Here is a 16,563-nt window from a genome sequence, read left to right as displayed (position 1 = left end):
GGCCATCGGGACGACAGGATATATCGCATCGCAGCATACGCGGTCGCCTCGATCCGAATCTTACAGGCTCGTTCCGCCGGACGCAAAGCTGGGTCACGGAGGCTGTCCTTTACACGGCTCCGGACCTGACCGACCATCCTGGCGGGGCTTCCCGTCGCCGGACGCGCGAACGCATCCGGACGACCACCTCTTTGGAGACCAAAATGGCCAGCGTTCCCTTCGACAGCCGCGACGGCGTCATCTGGTACGACGGTGAATTCGTCGACTGGAAGGACGCCAAGGTGCACGTGCTCACCCACGGGCTGCACTATGCGAGCGCCGTATTCGAGGGCGAGCGCGCCTACGGCGGCGTCATCTTCAAGTCGCGGCAGCATTCCGAGCGGCTGATCGAGTCCGGCCGGATCCTGGGCTTCACCATCCCGTACGGCGTGGACGAGATCGAGGCCGCCAAGGCCGAGACGCTGAAGCGCATGGGCTTCAAGGACGCCTACGTGCGGCCGATCGCCTGGCGCGGCTCGGAGATGATGGGCGTGTCGGCCCAGCAGAACACCATCCACCTCGCCATCGCGGTGTGGGAGTGGCCGAGCTACTTCAAGCCGGAGGAGCGCCTGAAGGGCATCCGCCTGGACCAGGCCGAATACCGCCGGCCCGACCCGCGGACGGCCCCGTCCCGCTCCAAGGCGGCGGGCCTCTACATGATCTGCACCATCTCCAAGCACGCGGCCGAGGCCAAGGGCTATGCCGACGCCCTGATGCTGGACTACCGCGGCTACGTGGCCGAGGCCACCGGCGCCAACGTGTTCTTCGTGAAGGACGGCGCCCTGCACACCCCGACGCCGGACTGCTTCCTGAACGGCATCACCCGGCAGACGGTGATCGAACTCGCCAGGCGCCACGGCATCGAGGTGATCGAGCGGCACATCATGCCGGAGGAGCTGTCGTCCTTCACCGAGTGTTTCATCTGCGGCACCGCCGCGGAGGTGACCCCGGTGTCGGAGATCGGCCCCCACCGCTTCACGCCGGCGACCATCAGCGAGACCCTGATGAACGCCTACATGGCCGAGGTTCAGCCGAAGGCCGCGGCGGCCGCGGCAGAGTGATCCGGAGCGGAGTCGGGCGCCTGTGGACGCCCGGCTCCCGCCGTCCGGCCCCGTTCCCGCCATGACAGCCTGGACCCCGCCTCAGAGCCTGCGAGTCAAGGTGCTCGGCCTCGCCCGCCGCGGTAACCGCTATCTCGTCGCCGACGTGCTGCGCAACGACGGGACGCTCAAGGGCGTTCGGCCCCTCGGCGGCAGCGTGGAGTTCGGCGAGACGCGCGAGACGGCCCTCGTCCGCGAGTTCGCCGAGGAACTGGGGGCCATCGCCACCCTCCAGGGTGGCTGGGCCGTGATCGAGAACATCTTCGACCACGAGGGCGCGATCGGTCACGAGATCATCTTCGTGGCGTCCGTTGACCTCGCCGGCCTGCCGCCGCCAGGGCCCGACGGGGTGATTCCGTTCATGGAAGGCGACATGCCGGGCCGAGCCCGGTGGATGAGCCTCTCCGAAGTGGCGACCGCCGGCCTCGCGTTCTACCCGACAGGCCTCGCCGCGCTGATCGAGAGCGGTGGGTTCCCGGTTACAGACAAGGCGTGTCCTTGACCGGCTGACTGATCCAGATCGAGTCCGCCCGGGAAGCCCTTTGCGACAGCGCCCTCCCCTTCGCGGTGCTTCTCCGTCATCCATTCCATCCTCCTCGCTCTCCCCATCCTCGAGCGTCATGGCTCACCCCGGCGGCCCTTGACGATGGAGCGTGCCGAGGGAGCGTCCTCCCGGCGCAAGTGGCTGCATTGTGTGTCAGAGGACCGTGCCTGATCCCGCATGCGTTTGGCCCCGCGCGGGATGCCGCCGGGGGTATGGCCTTGTCGATGTCTCGCCCCAGATGGGGGACCCGTGGGCGCGGCCATGCCGCGTGACGTTTCGTATTGGGGTGCGGCTCGGCCGCGCCCACGGGCGGGTCTTCCGGTCGTCCGCGCGCGGTTACAAGCCGCTACGCGTTGGGCAGGCGTTCCTCGGCCCCGGTGCGGGTCGCCCCGCCCGAACGCGAACCGCAAGTCGCCGGCCCTTACCAGCACGACGTCGATCCGCGCGATGCCTACCGATCCGTTTGCCGTCCCGGTCCTAGTGCCGGGCATCCGCCGTGCCAACCGCCCGAGTGCGACGCCAGGACATCGCCCGCGGGCCCGCATCCCCACCCGCGCGCGGTGCTGGTTCCTGGCACGCCCCCGCGGTGGGGATGAGGGGCAGTATAGGGCAGGATGGAGGGACGGGGATAAAGTAGGGTGAGGGAGTAGGCAGTCAGGGTTGGCCCGGTGCGGGGCGTACTCCCGATCCTCCCTCTATCGTCATGGCCCGGTCTGTGGCCTCTTTTCCTTCCCTGAGATCCACGGCGTCATCCCGGCGAAAGCCGGGATCCAACCGTCGGGCGCATTACCCGCGTCCGCATCGCCGCTCTCGTGTCGGTTGGATCCCGGCTTCCGCCGGGATGACGTGGAGGGTGGGGGGCACAGATACCCCACCGGCGCTATCGCCACCGGCCCGCTTTCTCGTCGTCCGTGTCCTTGGCGGCCACCCAGGCGCCCTCGCTGCCGTCGGCGCGGTGTTCCTTCTTCCAGAAGGGGGCGCGGGTCTTGAGGAAGTCCATCAGGAACTCGGCGGCCTCGAAGGCGGCCGTGCGGTGCGCAGAGGCGGCGGCGACGAGGACGATGCGGCCGCCGGGCGGGATGCGGCCGTGGCGGTGGACGGCGGTGATCGCGGTCAGCACCGGCCAGCGGGCGAGCGCCTCTTCGGCCACCCGGCGGATCTCCGCCTCGGCCATGCCGGGATAGTGTTCCAGTTCGAGCGCCGCCAGCGTACCGCCCTCGTCGCGGCAGAGGCCGACGAAGCTTGCCACCGCGCCCACGTCGGTGCGCCCCTCGTGAAGGCGGGCGATCTCGGCGCCGACGTCGAAGTCGTCCGCCTGGACGCGCACGTCGATCGCGGCACCCATGGCGTCAGCCCCCGGTCATGGGCGGGAACAGCGCGACCTCGCGCGGCCGGCCGAGCGGCGCGTCCTGGGGCACGTGCTCCTGGTCGACGGCGACGCGGATCTGGGCGGCCGCCTCGAACGCGTGGGCGTAGGTGTCGCCGCGGCCGGCGAGCCAGCGGATCAGGTCGCCGGCGGTGACGACCGTGTCTGGCACGTCGACCGTCTCTTCGGCGAGGCCGATGCGCTCGCGCACCCAGGCGAAATAGACGAGCCTCACTGGTCGTTCTCCATCAGGTAGCCGACCCCCGCCCGGAAATAATCATAACCGGTGTAGAGCGTCACCAGGGCCGCCGTCCACAGGAGGACGAGGCCGGTGTCGTTGATGCCGGGGAGGAGCTTGTCCCCCGCCGGCCCGGCGAGCAGGAAGCCGATGGCGACCAGCTGGATGGTGGTCTTCCACTTGGCGAGCCGCGTGACCGGCACGCTGACCTTCAGCTCGGCCAGGAATTCGCGCAGGCCCGACACGAAGATCTCGCGCATCAGGATGATGACGGCCGCCCAGAGCGACCAGCCACCGATGGTGCCGTCGCCGGTGAGGACGAGCAGCGACACGGAGACGAGCAGCTTGTCGGCGATCGGGTCCAGCATGCGGCCGAGCGCCGACTGCTGCTTCCAGGCGCGGGCGAGATAGCCGTCGAAGTAGTCGGTGATCGACGCGCCCAGGAAGAGCGTGACCGCGAGCCAGCGCCCGGCATCCCCCTCCACGTAGAAGGAGGCGGCCACCAGCGGCACCGCGAGGATGCGCAGGTAGGTCAGGATGTTCGGTAGGGAGAGCGCGGTTTGCATCAGGCTGTTGTGGGCGGCAGGCATGTTCGTTCCATGGCACGGCGAAGGGTTCGGGGGCAAGTCCGCCCCGTGACGCGGCCGCAGATGCCAGGCCGGGCCGACACCGGGCGCGCCCCGCGCATGGTTTCCGTCCGGTTTCTGTTCATTGTTAATTCTATCGAAGGACGCGCGAGCGATCCTTGCACCGTCGACCAGTATCTCGTTCGACGGAGACGACCTTATGACGAGGATCACGACGCGTCACCTCGGCTTCGCCGCCGGGCTGGCGACCCTGGCCGCCGCCTCGCCCGTGGCGGCGACCGACCTGCCCCCCGCGCCCGAGGAAGCCCTCTACGATCCGCAGCCGACGGTGGAGCCGGACCGGTTCACCCTGACGGCCACCGGCGTTCTGGCGACGGACCGGTTCGAGCGGGGCCTGACCCGGACCGAGCACGGCTTCTACGCGGAGACGCGCCTGACCGCCACGTCGGGCATGGTGCGGGGCGAACTGGCGGCGATCACCGCCGGCAACGATCCGGACGTGGGCTTCAACGCCAGGATCGCGGTCGCGCCCCGGTTCGAGGCGGTGGCGCTGGACCTTTCGGTCGCCCGCACGCACGTGCCGGGATACGAGCGGGACGAGGCCTGGACGTTTGCGCTCGGCGCCGAGGTCGCCGTCACGGACGCCCTGACGGCCCGGTCCGGCCTGGTCTTCGACCTGTTCGACGCCCGGCAGGATCGCACCGGCGTGACCGTCGGCGGCGACTACCGGTTCGACGGCGGCGTGAGCGCCAACGCGACGCTCACCTATGAACGGGAGACGGGGGACTCGCTCACCTACGGCGGCGGGGTTTCGGTGCCGGTGACCGACACGGTGTCGGTCGGCGGCGGCCTCGCCTACCGGCAGCAGTTCTCCGGTCCCCAGTCCTACGCCTACTGGGACGCGGGGATCACCTGGACCCCGACCGACTGGGCGACGGTGGACGTGCGCTATCACGGCAACACGCTGTCGGACGACGGCTGCGCCACCCACGCGGCCTCGTCGTGCGACGAGAGGGTGCTGGCGACGCTGACGCTGAGCGGGGACGTGATGGACGTGCTCGGCGGGGAGTGAGCGCGCCGGGGGGGCCGGGTCACGCTTCGCTCCGACGGCCACTCTCAGGTTGGCGGCCCAGCATGCGGGTCGGCGCTTGACGTCCGGCGCTTCGGCGTGCGGATGGCCGTTCCAACGCCGCCATGAGGATCGTCATCCCGGCGAACGCCGGATCCAAGCGGACCGTCCGCTGTCCGGAACGGTGGCAGGTTGCTTCGCGCGTCGTGCCGGGTGAGCCGTCGGTTGGATCCCGGCGTTCGCCGGGATGACGGGATGGGATCGGCATTACGGGCGGGTCAGCAAGGAGCGCGCTCGAGGCGTGGCTCGATACCCATGCGCACGCGGGCAGGCGTGCGTGCCGAATCATGGCCCGGATGCGGTGACCGCTCGGCCTTGCCACCTCACCCGTCCCCCTCGTGGAAATAGTCGTAGATGGCCTTGGCGGTGGCGGTGCTGAGGCCGGGGACGGCTTCCAGGTCGGTGAGGGCGGCGCGTTGGATGGCCTTCAGCGTGCCGAAGTGGTTGAGGAGGGCGCGCTTGCGGGTGGGGCCGACGCCGGGGATCTCCTGCAGGCCGCCCTGGCTGATCTGCTTGGTGCGTCGCGCCCGATGGCTGCCGATGGCGAAGCGGTGGGCCTCGTCGCGCAGGCGCTGGATGAAATAGAGCACCGGGTCGCGGGTCGGCAGCATGAAGTCGGCCCGGCCGGGCACGAAGAAGCGCTCGCGGCCGGCGTCCCGGTCGGGGCCCTTGGCGACGCCCACCATGGGAATGCCCGTGAGGCCGATCTCGTCCAGGATGGCCTTGGCGGCGTTGAGCTGGCCCTGGCCGCCGTCGATGAGGACGAGATCCGGCCAGGGGCCGAAGCCCTCCTCGTCGCGGGGCGCGGCCTCGCGGCTGCCGTGCTCCTTGAGGAGGCGGGAGAAGCGGCGCGTCATGACCTCGCGCATCATGCCGAAGTCGTCGCCCGGGGTGATCTCGTCGGAGCGGATGTTGAACTTGCGGTACTGCGTCTTCACGAAGCCGCCGGGGCCGGCGACGATCATGGCGCCCACCGGATTGGTGCCCATGATGTGGGAGTTGTCGTAGACCTCGATCCGCTTCGGCACGCCGTCGAGGCCGAACACCTTGCCGACGCCCTCCAGGAGCCTCGCCTGGGAGGAGGTGTCGGCGAGCTTGCGGGCGAGCGCCTCGCGGGCGTTCTGCACCGCGTGGTCGACGAGCTCCTTCTTCTCGCCGCGCTTCGGCACCGTGACCTCGACCTTGTGGCCGGCCTTCTCGGTGAGGGCGCGGCCGAGGAGGTCCAGCTCCGGCAGGTCGTGGCTGACGAGGACCAGCCGGGGCACCGGCTTGTCGTCGTAGAACTGGGCGAGGAAGCTGGTCAGCACCTCGGCGGCGCCGGTGCCGGCGGTCGCCTTCGGGAAGAAGGCGTGGTTGCCCCAGTTCTGGCCGGTGCGGAAGAAGAAGACCTGGACGCAGTGCTGGCCGCCGTCCTGGTGGAGGGCGAACACGTCCGCCTCCTCGACGCTCTGCGGGTTGATGCCCTGGTGGCCCTGGACGTGGCTGAGGGCGGCGAGCCGGTCGCGGTAGACGGCGGCGCGTTCGTAGTCCATGGCCTCGGCGGCGTCGCTCATGGCGGCGGCGAGCTCGGTCTTGATGGCGCCGCTGCGGCCGGACAGGAAGTTTTCCGCCGCGTCCACCAGCCGGCGATAGTCGGTGAGATGGATCTCGCCGGTGCAGGGGGCCGAGCAGCGCTTGATCTGGTGGAGCATGCAGGGGCGCGTGCGGCTGGCGTAGACCGAATCCGAGCAGGTGCGGATGAGGAACGCCTTCTGCATGGCGTTGATGGTGCGGCTGACCGCGCCCGCCGACGCGAACGGCCCGAAGTAGCGGCCCTTCCGGCTGCGCGCGCCCCGGTGCTTCACCAGCTGGGGCGCGTCATGGTCCTCGGCGATGAGGATGTAGGGGAAGCTCTTGTCGTCCCGGAGCAGCACGTTGTAGCGCGGCCGGAGCTGCTTGATGAGGTTGGCCTCCAGGAGCAGCGCCTCGGTTTCCGTGCCGGTGCGGACGAACTCCATGGAGGCGGTGAGCTGGACCATGCGGACGATGCGCGTGGGAAGCTGGCCGAGGCGGGTGTAGTTGGCGACGCGCTTCTTCAGCGAGCGGGCCTTGCCGACGTAGAGCACGTCGCCGGCCGCGTTCAGCATGCGGTAGACGCCGGGCGCGTTCGGCAGCAGCTTCACCATGGCGGAAATGACGGCGACGCCCTTGCGGCCCTCGGCGGCGTCGAGGTCGAGGTCGGAGCCCTCCGCCTCGATGGCGGCCACCTCCTCGTCGGACAGCTCGGCCGCGGCGGCCTCCTCGGCACCGGCGACGTCGGGCGCGTCCGCGTCGGGCGTCTCCTCGGTCTTCAGGAGGGCGAGCGTGTCGTCGTCGCCGCCGGCCACGGGCGCGAGCGGCGCACCCGCCTCGGCGGCGGCCTCGGCCGCCTCGGGGTCGAGGCGGACGGCGGTCGAGGGGCGCTGGGCGATGGGATCGGTCATGCCTCACCAGTCCGGGGCGTTCCGCCCTCTTCTTGCTGCCGAATCGCGTCATCCGGCGTCAGGGGTGAATATAGGGGGAATGGGGCGGGTTTGCGTGGGGGTGGGGGTGGGCTTCGGCGGTGGGTCGCTCCTCTTCAAGGGGAGAGGGAGGGTTGGCGGCGGGCGGCGGTGGTTCACCCCTCTCCCCCACCCTCTCCCTCAGGGGGAGAGGGGGCGCGTCGAGGTGGGGGAGAGGGGGTGCGAGACGTTCGAGGGGTGTTCGTGAATCGTCTTTGGCGGCGGTGGTTCACCCCTCTCCTTCACGGGGAGAGGGATGGAGGGTTGGCGGTGGGTGGGGGTGGTTCGCCCCTCTCCCCCACCCTCTCCCTCAAGGGGAGAGGGGGACCGAGGGAGGTTCATCGCAGACCCGTCAAACGTCTCGCCCCCCTCTCCCCCGCCTCGACGCGCCCCCTCTCCCCTTGAGGGAGAGGGTGGGGGTGAGGGGTGTCGGCTCGACGCCGATCGGTGATCCGGTGGGGAGAGTCGGGGCGAGAGTGGCCGGTGTTCTGGCAGGGAGTGTCGGCGCGGCGCTCATCACTGATGCGGCGAGACGTGTCGGCTCGACGCCGGCCGATCCGTCGTGCGGGTCTCTCGCCTGTCCTATCGCCGTGGACGGACCGGCCGGGTCTTGCCGGCGAGGAGGCCCTTCAGGATGCTGGCCATGGCGTTCTTCTCCGCCGGGGGCTCGGTGGAGGAGGACGCGGATCGCGGGTCTTGACCGGCGGTCGACTGCGGTTCGCCCGCCGGGGCGGATGGGCCGGTGGCCGGGGCGGCCGCCGACTGCGGCTCGCCCGCCGGGCCGGCGGCCGACGGGGCTTGCGGCTTGTCGGGCTTGGGCTTGCGCTCCTTCTTCGGCTCAAGGAGAAGATGGATGCGGTTCGCGAAGGTCTGGTCGTCGCCCTTCACCACGTCGTCGATGTGGTCGGTGACGGCGTCGAGGAAGGGCTCGAGCCAGGCGAGGTCGGCCTTGTGGAAGTCGGAGAGGACGTGGCCGTGGACCAGTTCCTTCTGGCCCGGATGGCCGATGCCGAGGCGCATGCGGCGGTAGCCGTCGGTGATCTGGCTGGTGATGGAGCGCAGGCCGTTGTGGCCGCCGTGGCCGCCGGCGAGCTTCATGCGCAGCTTGCCGGGCGGCAGGTCCAGCTCGTCGTGGAGGACGACCACGTCGGTGGGGGCGAGCTTCAGGAAGCGGACCGCCTCACCGACGGCGCGGCCGCTCTCGTTCATGTAGGTCTGCGGCTTCATCAGGAGCACGCGCTCGCCCGCGATGGTGCCCTCCGCCACCTCGGACTGGAAGTTCCGGCGCCAGGCCGGGAAGCGGTGGCGGGCGTGGATGCGGTCCACCGCCATGAAGCCGATGTTGTGCCGGTTGCCGGCGTATTTGGGTCCGGGGTTGCCGAGGCCGGCGAGGATGATCATGGACGTGTCTCGTCAGGGTCGGGGCGGACGGAAGGACAACGGGCGCAACGAAAAAGGGGTCCCGACCTTGTGGCCGGAACCCCTTCGTCAGGCAAGCCCTGGAGCGATGTCCGACCGGGCGGGATCGTCCGGTCGAGGATATCGCTCCCCAGGCAACGGACCGAGCGTTCCCCGCCGGACCGGGCTTTCGACCCGGCCGGAGGAGGCTCCGGCGGCGATCAGGCCTCGCCGGCGGCTTCCGACTGGGCGGCGGCGGAGCCGGCGATGGTCGCGATCGTGAAGTCGCGGTCCTTGATCACCGGAACGGCGCCGGCCGGCAGGGTGACGGCCGAGATGTGGATGGAGTCGCCGATGTCGGCGTTGGCCAGGTCCACCTCGATGAACTCGGGGATCGCGTCCGGCGACACCTCGAGCTCGACCTCGTGGCGGACGATGTTGAGCACGCCGCCGCGCTTCAGGCCCACGGAGGTGTCCTGGTTGATGAAGTGCACCGGCACCTCGACGGAGACCTTGCTGGAGGCGGTGACGCGCAGGAAATCCACGTGGAGGAGGAAGTCCTTCACCGGATCGAGCTGATAGTCGCGCGGCAGAACGCGGATGGCCTCGCCGTCAACGGACACGGTGGCCACGTGGGTGAGGAAGCCGCCCGCGTGGAGCTTCTTGGTCACCTCGTTGGCGTCGATCGCGATCGACAGGGGGGCCTGCTTGTCACCGTAGATCACGGCGGGGATCAAACCCTCGCGGCGCAGCTGTCGGGCGGACCCCTTTCCCACCCGGGCGCGCGCGGAGGCCTTGAGCTCGTAGGTCTGAGCCATGGCGGCTATCCTTCGCATTGGAACCTTGAAAACACGACGGCGGCCCACCGGCCGCCGCGCGGACCGCGCTCCCTCCAGGGGGGTCGGCGCGGACGCGCGGTGCATAGCCGGAAAGCCGCGGAAACGCAAGGACCCATGAGCATGGCGGACGGCATGATCGCGGCCATCGCGCGGCGGCATGGGGCGGCGCTGGCGACGCGCAACGGGGGGGATTTCGGCGGGGCGGGCCTGTCGGTCGTCGATCCGTTCGCCCCGCCGCATCCTCGGCCAGCCCGCGACCCCCTTTGACAGGCCGGCCCGCCGTCGCCACCATCCGCGCCTCACGACGAGGTGCTTCGCGATGATGGTGCGGTCCCCTACCCTTTCGGCCCTGCCGGGCGTCCGGCATGGCTGGTTCACGCGCGAGGGCGGCGTGTCGGACGGGATCTACGCCGGGCTGAACACGGGGCTCGGGTCGAACGACGACCAGGGCCGGGTGCGCGAGAACCGGGCGCGGATCGCCGCCGCCATGGAGGTCTCCCCGGACCGGCTGGTGACCTGCTACCAGGTGCACTCGCCCGACGTGGTGGTGGCCGAGACGCCGTGGGCGCCGGCCGACAACCCGAAGGCGGACGCGCTGGTGACCCGGGTGCCGGACCTCGCGATCGCGGTCTCGTCCGCCGACTGCGGCCCCGTGCTGTTCGCGGACGGCGAGGCGGGCGTGGTGGGCGCCGCCCATTCCGGCTGGAAGGGCGCGTTCACGGGCGTCCTGGAGGCGACCGTCGACGCCATGGAGCGGCTCGGCGCCGACCGCGGCCGGATCCACGCGGTGGTCGGGCCGATGATCTCCGGCGAGGCCTACGAGGTGGGGCCGGAGTTCGTGGCGCGGTTCGAGGCGGCCGGCGAGGACGTGGGGCGCTGGTTCCGGCCGACGGACAAGGCCGGCCACGCCCGCTTCGACCTGCCGGCCTACATCGTCCACCGGCTCGCGCGCGCCGGGATCGCGCGGGCGGAAAACCTCGGTCTCTGCACCTATGCGGACGAGGACCGCTTCTTCTCCTACCGGCGCATGACCCACCGGGGCGAGGCCGACTACGGCCGCCATCTGTCGGCCATCGCGCTCACCCCCCGCTGAAGGCATTCCACCATGGCACTGCATTTCGACCGCGCCGAGTTCAACCGTCGCCGCGTGGCGCTGAACGCCGCCCTGGAGGCCCGGGGCCTCGACGCCATCCTGCTGTTCGCGCAGGAGTCCATGTACTGGCTGACCGGCTACGACACTTTCGGCTTCTGCTTCTTCCAGTCCATGCTGGTGACCCGCGACGACCGGCTGGCGCTGCTCACCCGCTCGGCGGACCTGCGGCAGGCGCAGCACACCTCGATCGTGGACGACATCCGGATCTGGGAGGACCGGGCCGACGCGGGACCGGCGGACCAGCTGAAGGACCTCCTGGCGGAGTTCGCGCTCCGGGGCGTGCGGATCGGGGTGGAGTACGACACCCAGGGCCTGACCGCGCGGAACGGCAAGGCGCTGGACACGGCGCTATGGGGCTTCGCCGAGACCGTGGACGCATCCGACATCGTGCCGGCCCTGCGGGTGGTGAAGTCGGCGGCCGAGATCGCCCATGTGCGCGAGGCGGCCCGGATCGGCGACCTCGCCTACACCCGGGCGCTGGACGCGATCGGCCCCGGCGCCGACGAGGGACGGATCCTCGCCGTCCTGCAAGGCACCATCTTCGAGGCGGGCGGCGATTTCCCGGCCAACGAGGTGATCATCGGCTCCGGCCGGGATGCTCTCCTCTGCCGCTACAAGGCGGGCCGGCGGGTGCTGGACGCCAACGACCAGCTGACCCTGGAGTTCTCCGGCGTCTACCGCCACTACCACGCGCCGCTGATGCGCACGGTGGTGATCGGCGCGCCGACCGACCGACACCTGGAGCTGTTCGACGCCGCCGCGGAGGCGCTGGCCGCCGTGGAGGCGGAGCTGAGGCCCGGGCGGACCTTCGGCGACGTGTTCGCCGCCCACGCGCGGGTGCTGGACGGCCGCGGCCTTTCCGCCCACCGGCTGAACGCCTGCGGCTATTCGGTGGGCGCGCGCTTCACGCCGAGCTGGATGGACCGGCAGATGTTCTACCGCGACAACCCGGAACCGGTTCTGCCCGGCATGACCCTGTTCGCCCACATGATCCTGATGGACAGCGAGAGCGGCACCGCGATGACGCTGGGCCGGACCAGCCTGGTGACCGAGACCGGGCCGGAGGTGCTCTCGTCCCTGCCGCTGACCCTGTCCGTCCGGGCCTGAGGGGGACGCCGGGACGGCGGCGGGCGCGGCTCGCGGGCCCGACCGAGGCGGTCCGAGGGCCTGTCCGGGCCCTTCCGGCCGCCGTCAGGCTTGAACGCGGACGCCGCCTCGTCCACAAGTGACTCCGTCGACACCGACAAGAAGCCAGGGGAAGGACACGATGATCGACGTCGCCCGCCAGAGGGTTCCGATGCGCCGGACGGCAGCCGTGCTCGCCACGGGCGCGCTCGCCGCCCTTCTCCTCGCCGGCTGCCAGAACGGAACCGCCTCCAAGGTGACGGCGAACGCCGCCGCGCCCACGGCGCGGACGCTCAATACCCCGCCGGAGGCCGTCAGCCCGACCGTGCCGCCGATCCCGGCGGCGCAGGCGACCTTGCGCTTCGACCAGGTGCTGGGCGTGCCGACCAACAAGGCGGACAGCCTGGCGACCGACCTCGGCCGCTACGCCCGCGGCCGCAACCTGACGCTGGTGCGACGGGGCGACCCGACGGCCAGCTACCGGGTGCTCGGCTATCTTTCGGCCGTGGGCGGCGACGAGGCCACGAACGTGACCTACGTGTGGGACATCCTGGACGCCAGCGGCAACCGGCTGCACCGGATCACCGGGATCGAGATCGCCGGCAAGGCGGACGCGGACCCTTGGTCCGGCGTCAACGAGGCGGTGCTGAACGCGGTGGCGGCGCGCACCGTGGAACAGATCTACGCCTGGCTGAACCAGGTGCCGGCGGGCCCCGGCGCCCCGCCCATGCCGGCAGCCGCGGCCCCGATGCCGGGCACCGCGATCTGACCGGCGCGGACCGCCGGGAGCATTCACGACAGTTCTGTGAAGCACGGCGGCAATCCGCCGAACGGCAGGTTTACGCGCCCGGCCACCCCTGCTAAAAGGCGCGCGAACGCGGGGAAGGACCGCCCTTTCGGCCTGACGCAGTCACGTCCGTCGATCCCGCCGACCCATCGCAAGGATCGCCCGTACAATGAAGCTCGTCTCCGGGAATTCGAACCGCACCCTCTCCGAGGCGATCGCGGACTATCTGGACCTTGAGCTGACCCGCACCTCCGTGAAGCGTTTCGCCGACCAGGAAATCTTCGTCGAGATCCAGGAGAACGTGCGCGGCGAGGACGTGTTCGTCATCCAGCCGACCAGCTATCCGGCCAACGACAACCTGATGGAGCTCCTGATCATCACGGACGCCCTGCGCCGGTCGTCGGCCAAGCGCATCACGGCCGTGCTGCCCTACTTCGGCTACGCCCGCCAGGACCGCCGCTCCTCCGGCCGCACGCCCATCTCGGCCAAGCTCGTCGCCAACCTGATCACCAACGCGGGCGTCGACCGGGTGCTGACCCTCGACCTCCACGCCGGCCAGATCCAGGGCTTCTTCGACATCCCCACCGACAACCTGTTCGGCGCGCCCGTGCTGGTGCGCGACATCAAGGAACGCTACGCGGTGGAGAACGTGACGGTGGTGTCGCCGGACGTGGGCGGCGTGGTGCGCGCCCGCGCGCTCGCCAAGCGCATCGACGCGCCGCTCGCCATCGTGGACAAGCGCCGCGAGCGGGCGGGCGAGAGCGAGGTGATGAACATCATCGGCTCGGTCGAAGGGCGCGACTGCATCCTGGTGGACGACATCGTGGACAGCGGCGGCACCCTCTGCAACGCCGCCGACGCGCTTCTCAACAAGGGCGCCGCGTCGGTGACCGCCTATGCCACCCACGGCGTCCTCTCCGGCGGCGCGGTCGCGCGCATCACCGCCTCCCGGCTGAAGGAGATGGTGATCACGGACAGCATCCAGCCGACGTCGGCGGTGCTGGAGAGCCCGCGGCTCCGGGTGATCTCAATCGCCCCGCTGATGGGCGAGGCGATCGCCAGGACGGCGTCGGAACAGTCGGTGTCGAGCCTGTTCGACTGAGGGCGCCTGCCGAGGGCGTCGTCCCGGACGCTGTTGGCTTCGTCGCCTGATCGGCGGCGTGATCCGGGACCGTGTGGGCTCCGTCGCCTGACTAAGGGCGTGATCCCGGACCGTGTGGGCTCCGTCGCCTGACTAAGGGCGTCATCCCGGCGAAAGCCGGGACCCAGCCGACCAGGGGATCAAGTGGGACGGGTGGTCCTGTCGAGCCGACGGTTGGATCCCGGCATTCGCCGGGATGACAGCTGATGGGGGCCGGGGTGCTCGACCTGGACCGTGACGCCGGGACCGCGCCGACGGTTGGATCCCGGCTTTCGCCGGGATGACGGGTGGCGGGGGCGGGGTGCTCCACCGGGACCGTGACGCCAGGCCGGGACGACGGTTGGATCCCGGCGTTCGCCGGGATGACGGGTGATGAAGGTCGGGGTGCCTCGACGGCTCATTCCGCTCTTTCGGCCATCCTGTCCTCCTGCCGCTCAGAAGCCCGGCGGGGCGACGCCCGGGCGGGTGACGGCGATGGCCTTGAACAGCGTGCCCATCTGGTCCGGCGACGCCAGGCGGTTCACGGCGGCGACGAGGGCGGCGCGGGCGGTGTCGTCCTTGTCGGCGCCGAGCTGGCCGGCGCGCTCCAGGAGGCCGAGGGCGAGGAGGAAGTCGCCCTGGCCGACGGGGCCGTGGACGGCCGCGCCTTCCGAGCGGGCGGCGGCGGCGAGGGCTTGGAAATCCACCTGCACGGTCACGTCCACCTCGCCCGGCCGCTCCAGGGCGTCGGCGAAACGGTGGGCCGAGACGGCCTGGAGGGTGTCGCCGGTGCCGGAGCGGTCGCTGCCGTAGTCGATGGCGAGGAGCGCCCCGCCGTCGCGCACGATCCGGTGCGCGAGTCCGGCCATGATGGCGGCGGACGGGCCGGCGACCTCCACGACCGTGCCGACCGGCGCGAGCGCGGCGTGGGGCGGCACGAGATCCGGGTCGATGCCGGCGGCGCCGGCCCCGAACAGGAGCGAGCCGTCCGGCGCGAGGCCGATGACCCGTTCGCGCCAGCCCTCCGGGGTTCGAACGAGCTGGCGCACCGGGAGCGCATCGAAGAACTCGTTGGCGATTACGATGGCGGGGCCGGGCGGCAGGGTGTCGATCCGGTCGTGCCAAGTGGGCGTGACGCCGGAGGCCGCGAGGGTTTCGGCCTGGACGGCGCGCAGGCGCGGGCTCGTCTCCACGAGATGGAGGTCGATGGCGGCGCGGAACGCCGGCCGCACCCGGGCGGCGCGCAGAAGATCGGCCATCAGGGTGCCGCGGCCCGGGCCGAGCTCCACGAGGCGCACCGGATCGGGCGCGCCGATCGCCGCGTGGACGGCCATCGCCCAGGCGCCGATCAGCTCGCCGAACATCTGGCTGATCTCCGGGGCGGTGACGAAGTCGCCGGCGGCGCCGAACGGCTCGCGCGAGGCATAGTAGCCGTGCTCCGGGTCGCCGAGGGCGAGCGCCATGAAATCGGCCACGGAGATCGGGCCTCCGACCTCGATCAGCGTGCGGATCCGGTCGGCGAGGACGCCCATGGGATCAGGCCTTCATGACCGTGTGGCCGCCGCGCGCATAGACGACGAGGGCGGCCCCGATGACGACGAGCGGCACGGACAGGAGCATCCCCATGGTGACGAAGTCGAGGGCGATGTAGCCGACCTGCGGGTCCGGGCTGCGGAAGAACTCCACGAAGCTGCGCGACAGGCCGTAGCCTATGCCGAACACGCCGGTGACGAGGCCGGGCCGGGCGAGCGCGCCGGAGCGGACGAGAAGCGTGAGCACCACGAAGAGCACGAGGCCTTCCAGCCCCGCCTCGTAGAGCTGGCTCGGATGGCGCGGGTAGTCGTCGGCGGTGGGGAAGACGACGGCCCAGGGCACGTCGGTGGGGCGGCCGAAGAGCTCGCCGTTGATGAAGTTCGCGATGCGGCCGAGGAAGAGGCCGACCGGCACGGCTGCGGCCGCCAGATCGTAGAGCGACCAGACGTTCTGGCCGTTGCGCCGGGCGTAGAGCAGGATGGCGAGCGCCGTGCCGGCGAGTGCGCCATGGAAGGCCATGCCGCCGTGCCAGACCTTCAGGATCTCCCACGGATCCTCGCGGTAGGCGGCGAAATTGTAGAAGAGCACGTAGCCGATCCGCCCGCCGAGGACGACCCCGAGGGTGACCCAGACGAGGAGGTCGTCGATGTCGAGGGCGGTCGGGCGGCGGGTGGCGCCCCAGAGCGACGGCGAGGAGACGAGCCGGCGCAGGTACCACCAGCCGAACAGGAGGCCGGTGACATAGGCGAGCGCGTACCAGCGGATCGCGAAGGGGCCGATCTCGATCAGGACCGGGTCGATGGCCGGGAAGGGCAAGGCCAGGAGGGGCATCGAGGGCTCTCGGTCTGGGGCGGCGCGGGCGGGCCCGGAAGGGTCCCGGACCGGCCGGACGTTTGCGGGACGACGGCGGCCGCGTCAAGGGCGGGGGTGCGAACCGTTCAACCTTAGGCGAAGGCATGGAACCCGTGCGGAACAGCGGCCCGAACCCGGCGTTTCTCAAGGACAAGGCCCCGCGCGGGCCGGGCCTCGAATTCCCGAGGTGCGGCGCTCCGCGGTTCCGGGTATGATGGCGGCGGTCGGCCGGAC

General features: G+C 71.0%; 16 protein-coding genes. 8 read left to right on the top strand and 8 right to left on the bottom strand.

What is annotated here, in order from left to right; translation table 11 throughout:
• Window positions 1-203: 203 nt before the first annotated feature.
• Entirely contained in the window at window positions 204-1,100 is an 897-nt protein-coding gene (locus tag HND91_RS11725) for a branched-chain amino acid aminotransferase (protein WP_181706741.1), read from the top strand.
• A 61-nt stretch (window positions 1,101-1,161) separates the two neighbouring features.
• Window positions 1,162-1,641 (top strand): NUDIX hydrolase, encoded by a 480-nt coding sequence (locus HND91_RS11720; protein ID WP_181706740.1) that lies wholly within the window; start codon window positions 1,162-1,164, stop codon window positions 1,639-1,641.
• A gap of 922 nt (window positions 1,642-2,563) precedes the next feature.
• On the opposite strand, the gene HND91_RS11715 is transcribed toward HND91_RS11720, so the two are convergent.
• From HND91_RS11715 to pgsA, 3 genes are read right to left on the bottom strand one after another with little or no spacing between them, the layout of a single operon-like run.
• Entirely contained in the window at window positions 2,564-3,028 is a 465-nt protein-coding gene (locus tag HND91_RS11715; RefSeq protein ID WP_181706739.1) for a molybdenum cofactor biosynthesis protein MoaE, read from the bottom strand.
• 4 nt (window positions 3,029-3,032) lie between these two features.
• The gene (gene moaD, locus HND91_RS11710) at window positions 3,033-3,284 is read right to left on the bottom strand and encodes a molybdopterin converting factor subunit 1 (protein WP_181706738.1); all 252 of its coding nucleotides are present in this window, start codon (window positions 3,282-3,284) and stop codon (window positions 3,033-3,035) included.
• The gene (pgsA, locus tag HND91_RS11705; RefSeq protein ID WP_181706822.1) at window positions 3,281-3,853 is read right to left on the bottom strand and encodes a CDP-diacylglycerol--glycerol-3-phosphate 3-phosphatidyltransferase; all 573 of its coding nucleotides are present in this window, start codon (window positions 3,851-3,853) and stop codon (window positions 3,281-3,283) included. The genes moaD and pgsA overlap by 4 nt, the downstream gene beginning before the upstream one ends.
• 220 nt (window positions 3,854-4,073) lie before the next feature.
• Here pgsA and HND91_RS11700 point away from each other — a divergent pair, with 220 nt between their 5' ends.
• On the top strand, window positions 4,074-4,946 hold the full coding sequence (locus HND91_RS11700) for a porin family protein (RefSeq protein ID WP_181706737.1): 873 nt from the start codon (window positions 4,074-4,076) through the stop codon (window positions 4,944-4,946).
• A 380-nt stretch (window positions 4,947-5,326) separates the two neighbouring features.
• Here the strand turns inward: HND91_RS11700 and uvrC are convergent, their stop codons facing one another.
• From uvrC to HND91_RS11685, 3 genes are all read right to left on the bottom strand, one after another.
• Window positions 5,327-7,465: an excinuclease ABC subunit UvrC gene (uvrC, locus tag HND91_RS11695; protein WP_181706736.1), complete on the bottom strand. Its 2,139-nt coding sequence runs from the start codon at window positions 7,463-7,465 to the stop codon at window positions 5,327-5,329.
• Window positions 7,466-8,104: 639 nt separating this feature from the next.
• Entirely contained in the window at window positions 8,105-8,923 is an 819-nt protein-coding gene (gene pth, locus HND91_RS11690) for an aminoacyl-tRNA hydrolase (RefSeq protein ID WP_181706735.1), read from the bottom strand.
• A 218-nt stretch (window positions 8,924-9,141) separates the two neighbouring features.
• Complete coding sequence (locus HND91_RS11685; RefSeq protein WP_181706734.1) at window positions 9,142-9,738, bottom strand: 50S ribosomal protein L25/general stress protein Ctc; 597 nt, start codon at window positions 9,736-9,738, stop codon at window positions 9,142-9,144.
• A gap of 141 nt (window positions 9,739-9,879) precedes the next feature.
• Between HND91_RS11685 and HND91_RS11680 the strand changes: the two genes are divergently transcribed.
• From HND91_RS11680 to HND91_RS11660, 5 genes are all read left to right on the top strand, one after another.
• Window positions 9,880-10,026 (top strand): PIN domain-containing protein, encoded by a 147-nt coding sequence (locus HND91_RS11680; RefSeq protein ID WP_181706733.1) that lies wholly within the window; start codon window positions 9,880-9,882, stop codon window positions 10,024-10,026.
• Window positions 10,027-10,078: 52 nt separating this feature from the next.
• Window positions 10,079-10,852: a peptidoglycan editing factor PgeF gene (gene pgeF / locus HND91_RS11675; protein ID WP_181706732.1), complete on the top strand. Its 774-nt coding sequence runs from the start codon at window positions 10,079-10,081 to the stop codon at window positions 10,850-10,852.
• A gap of 12 nt (window positions 10,853-10,864) precedes the next feature.
• A complete protein-coding gene (locus HND91_RS11670) occupies window positions 10,865-12,019 on the top strand; it encodes a M24 family metallopeptidase (RefSeq protein WP_181706731.1) in 1,155 nt (384 codons plus the stop codon).
• 160 nt (window positions 12,020-12,179) lie between these two features.
• Window positions 12,180-12,806: a hypothetical protein gene (locus HND91_RS11665; RefSeq protein WP_181706730.1), complete on the top strand. Its 627-nt coding sequence runs from the start codon at window positions 12,180-12,182 to the stop codon at window positions 12,804-12,806.
• A gap of 187 nt (window positions 12,807-12,993) precedes the next feature.
• Entirely contained in the window at window positions 12,994-13,926 is a 933-nt protein-coding gene (locus HND91_RS11660) for a ribose-phosphate pyrophosphokinase (protein ID WP_181706729.1), read from the top strand.
• A 473-nt stretch (window positions 13,927-14,399) separates the two neighbouring features.
• On the opposite strand, the gene HND91_RS11655 is transcribed toward HND91_RS11660, so the two are convergent.
• The gene (locus HND91_RS11655; RefSeq protein WP_181706728.1) at window positions 14,400-15,476 is read right to left on the bottom strand and encodes a class I SAM-dependent methyltransferase; all 1,077 of its coding nucleotides are present in this window, start codon (window positions 15,474-15,476) and stop codon (window positions 14,400-14,402) included.
• Between the two features lie 4 nt (window positions 15,477-15,480).
• Complete coding sequence (gene lgt / locus HND91_RS11650) at window positions 15,481-16,308, bottom strand: prolipoprotein diacylglyceryl transferase (protein WP_181706727.1); 828 nt, start codon at window positions 16,306-16,308, stop codon at window positions 15,481-15,483.
• Between the last annotated feature and the right edge of the window lie 255 nt (window positions 16,309-16,563).

It is taken from the genome of Chthonobacter rhizosphaerae (genome assembly GCF_013839525.1).
GTDB classification, from domain to species: Bacteria; Pseudomonadota; Alphaproteobacteria; order Rhizobiales; family Pleomorphomonadaceae; genus Chthonobacter; species Chthonobacter rhizosphaerae.
The sequence above is the reverse complement of the archived record's forward strand: the minus strand, read 5'-3'. Positions and strand labels throughout refer to the sequence as shown.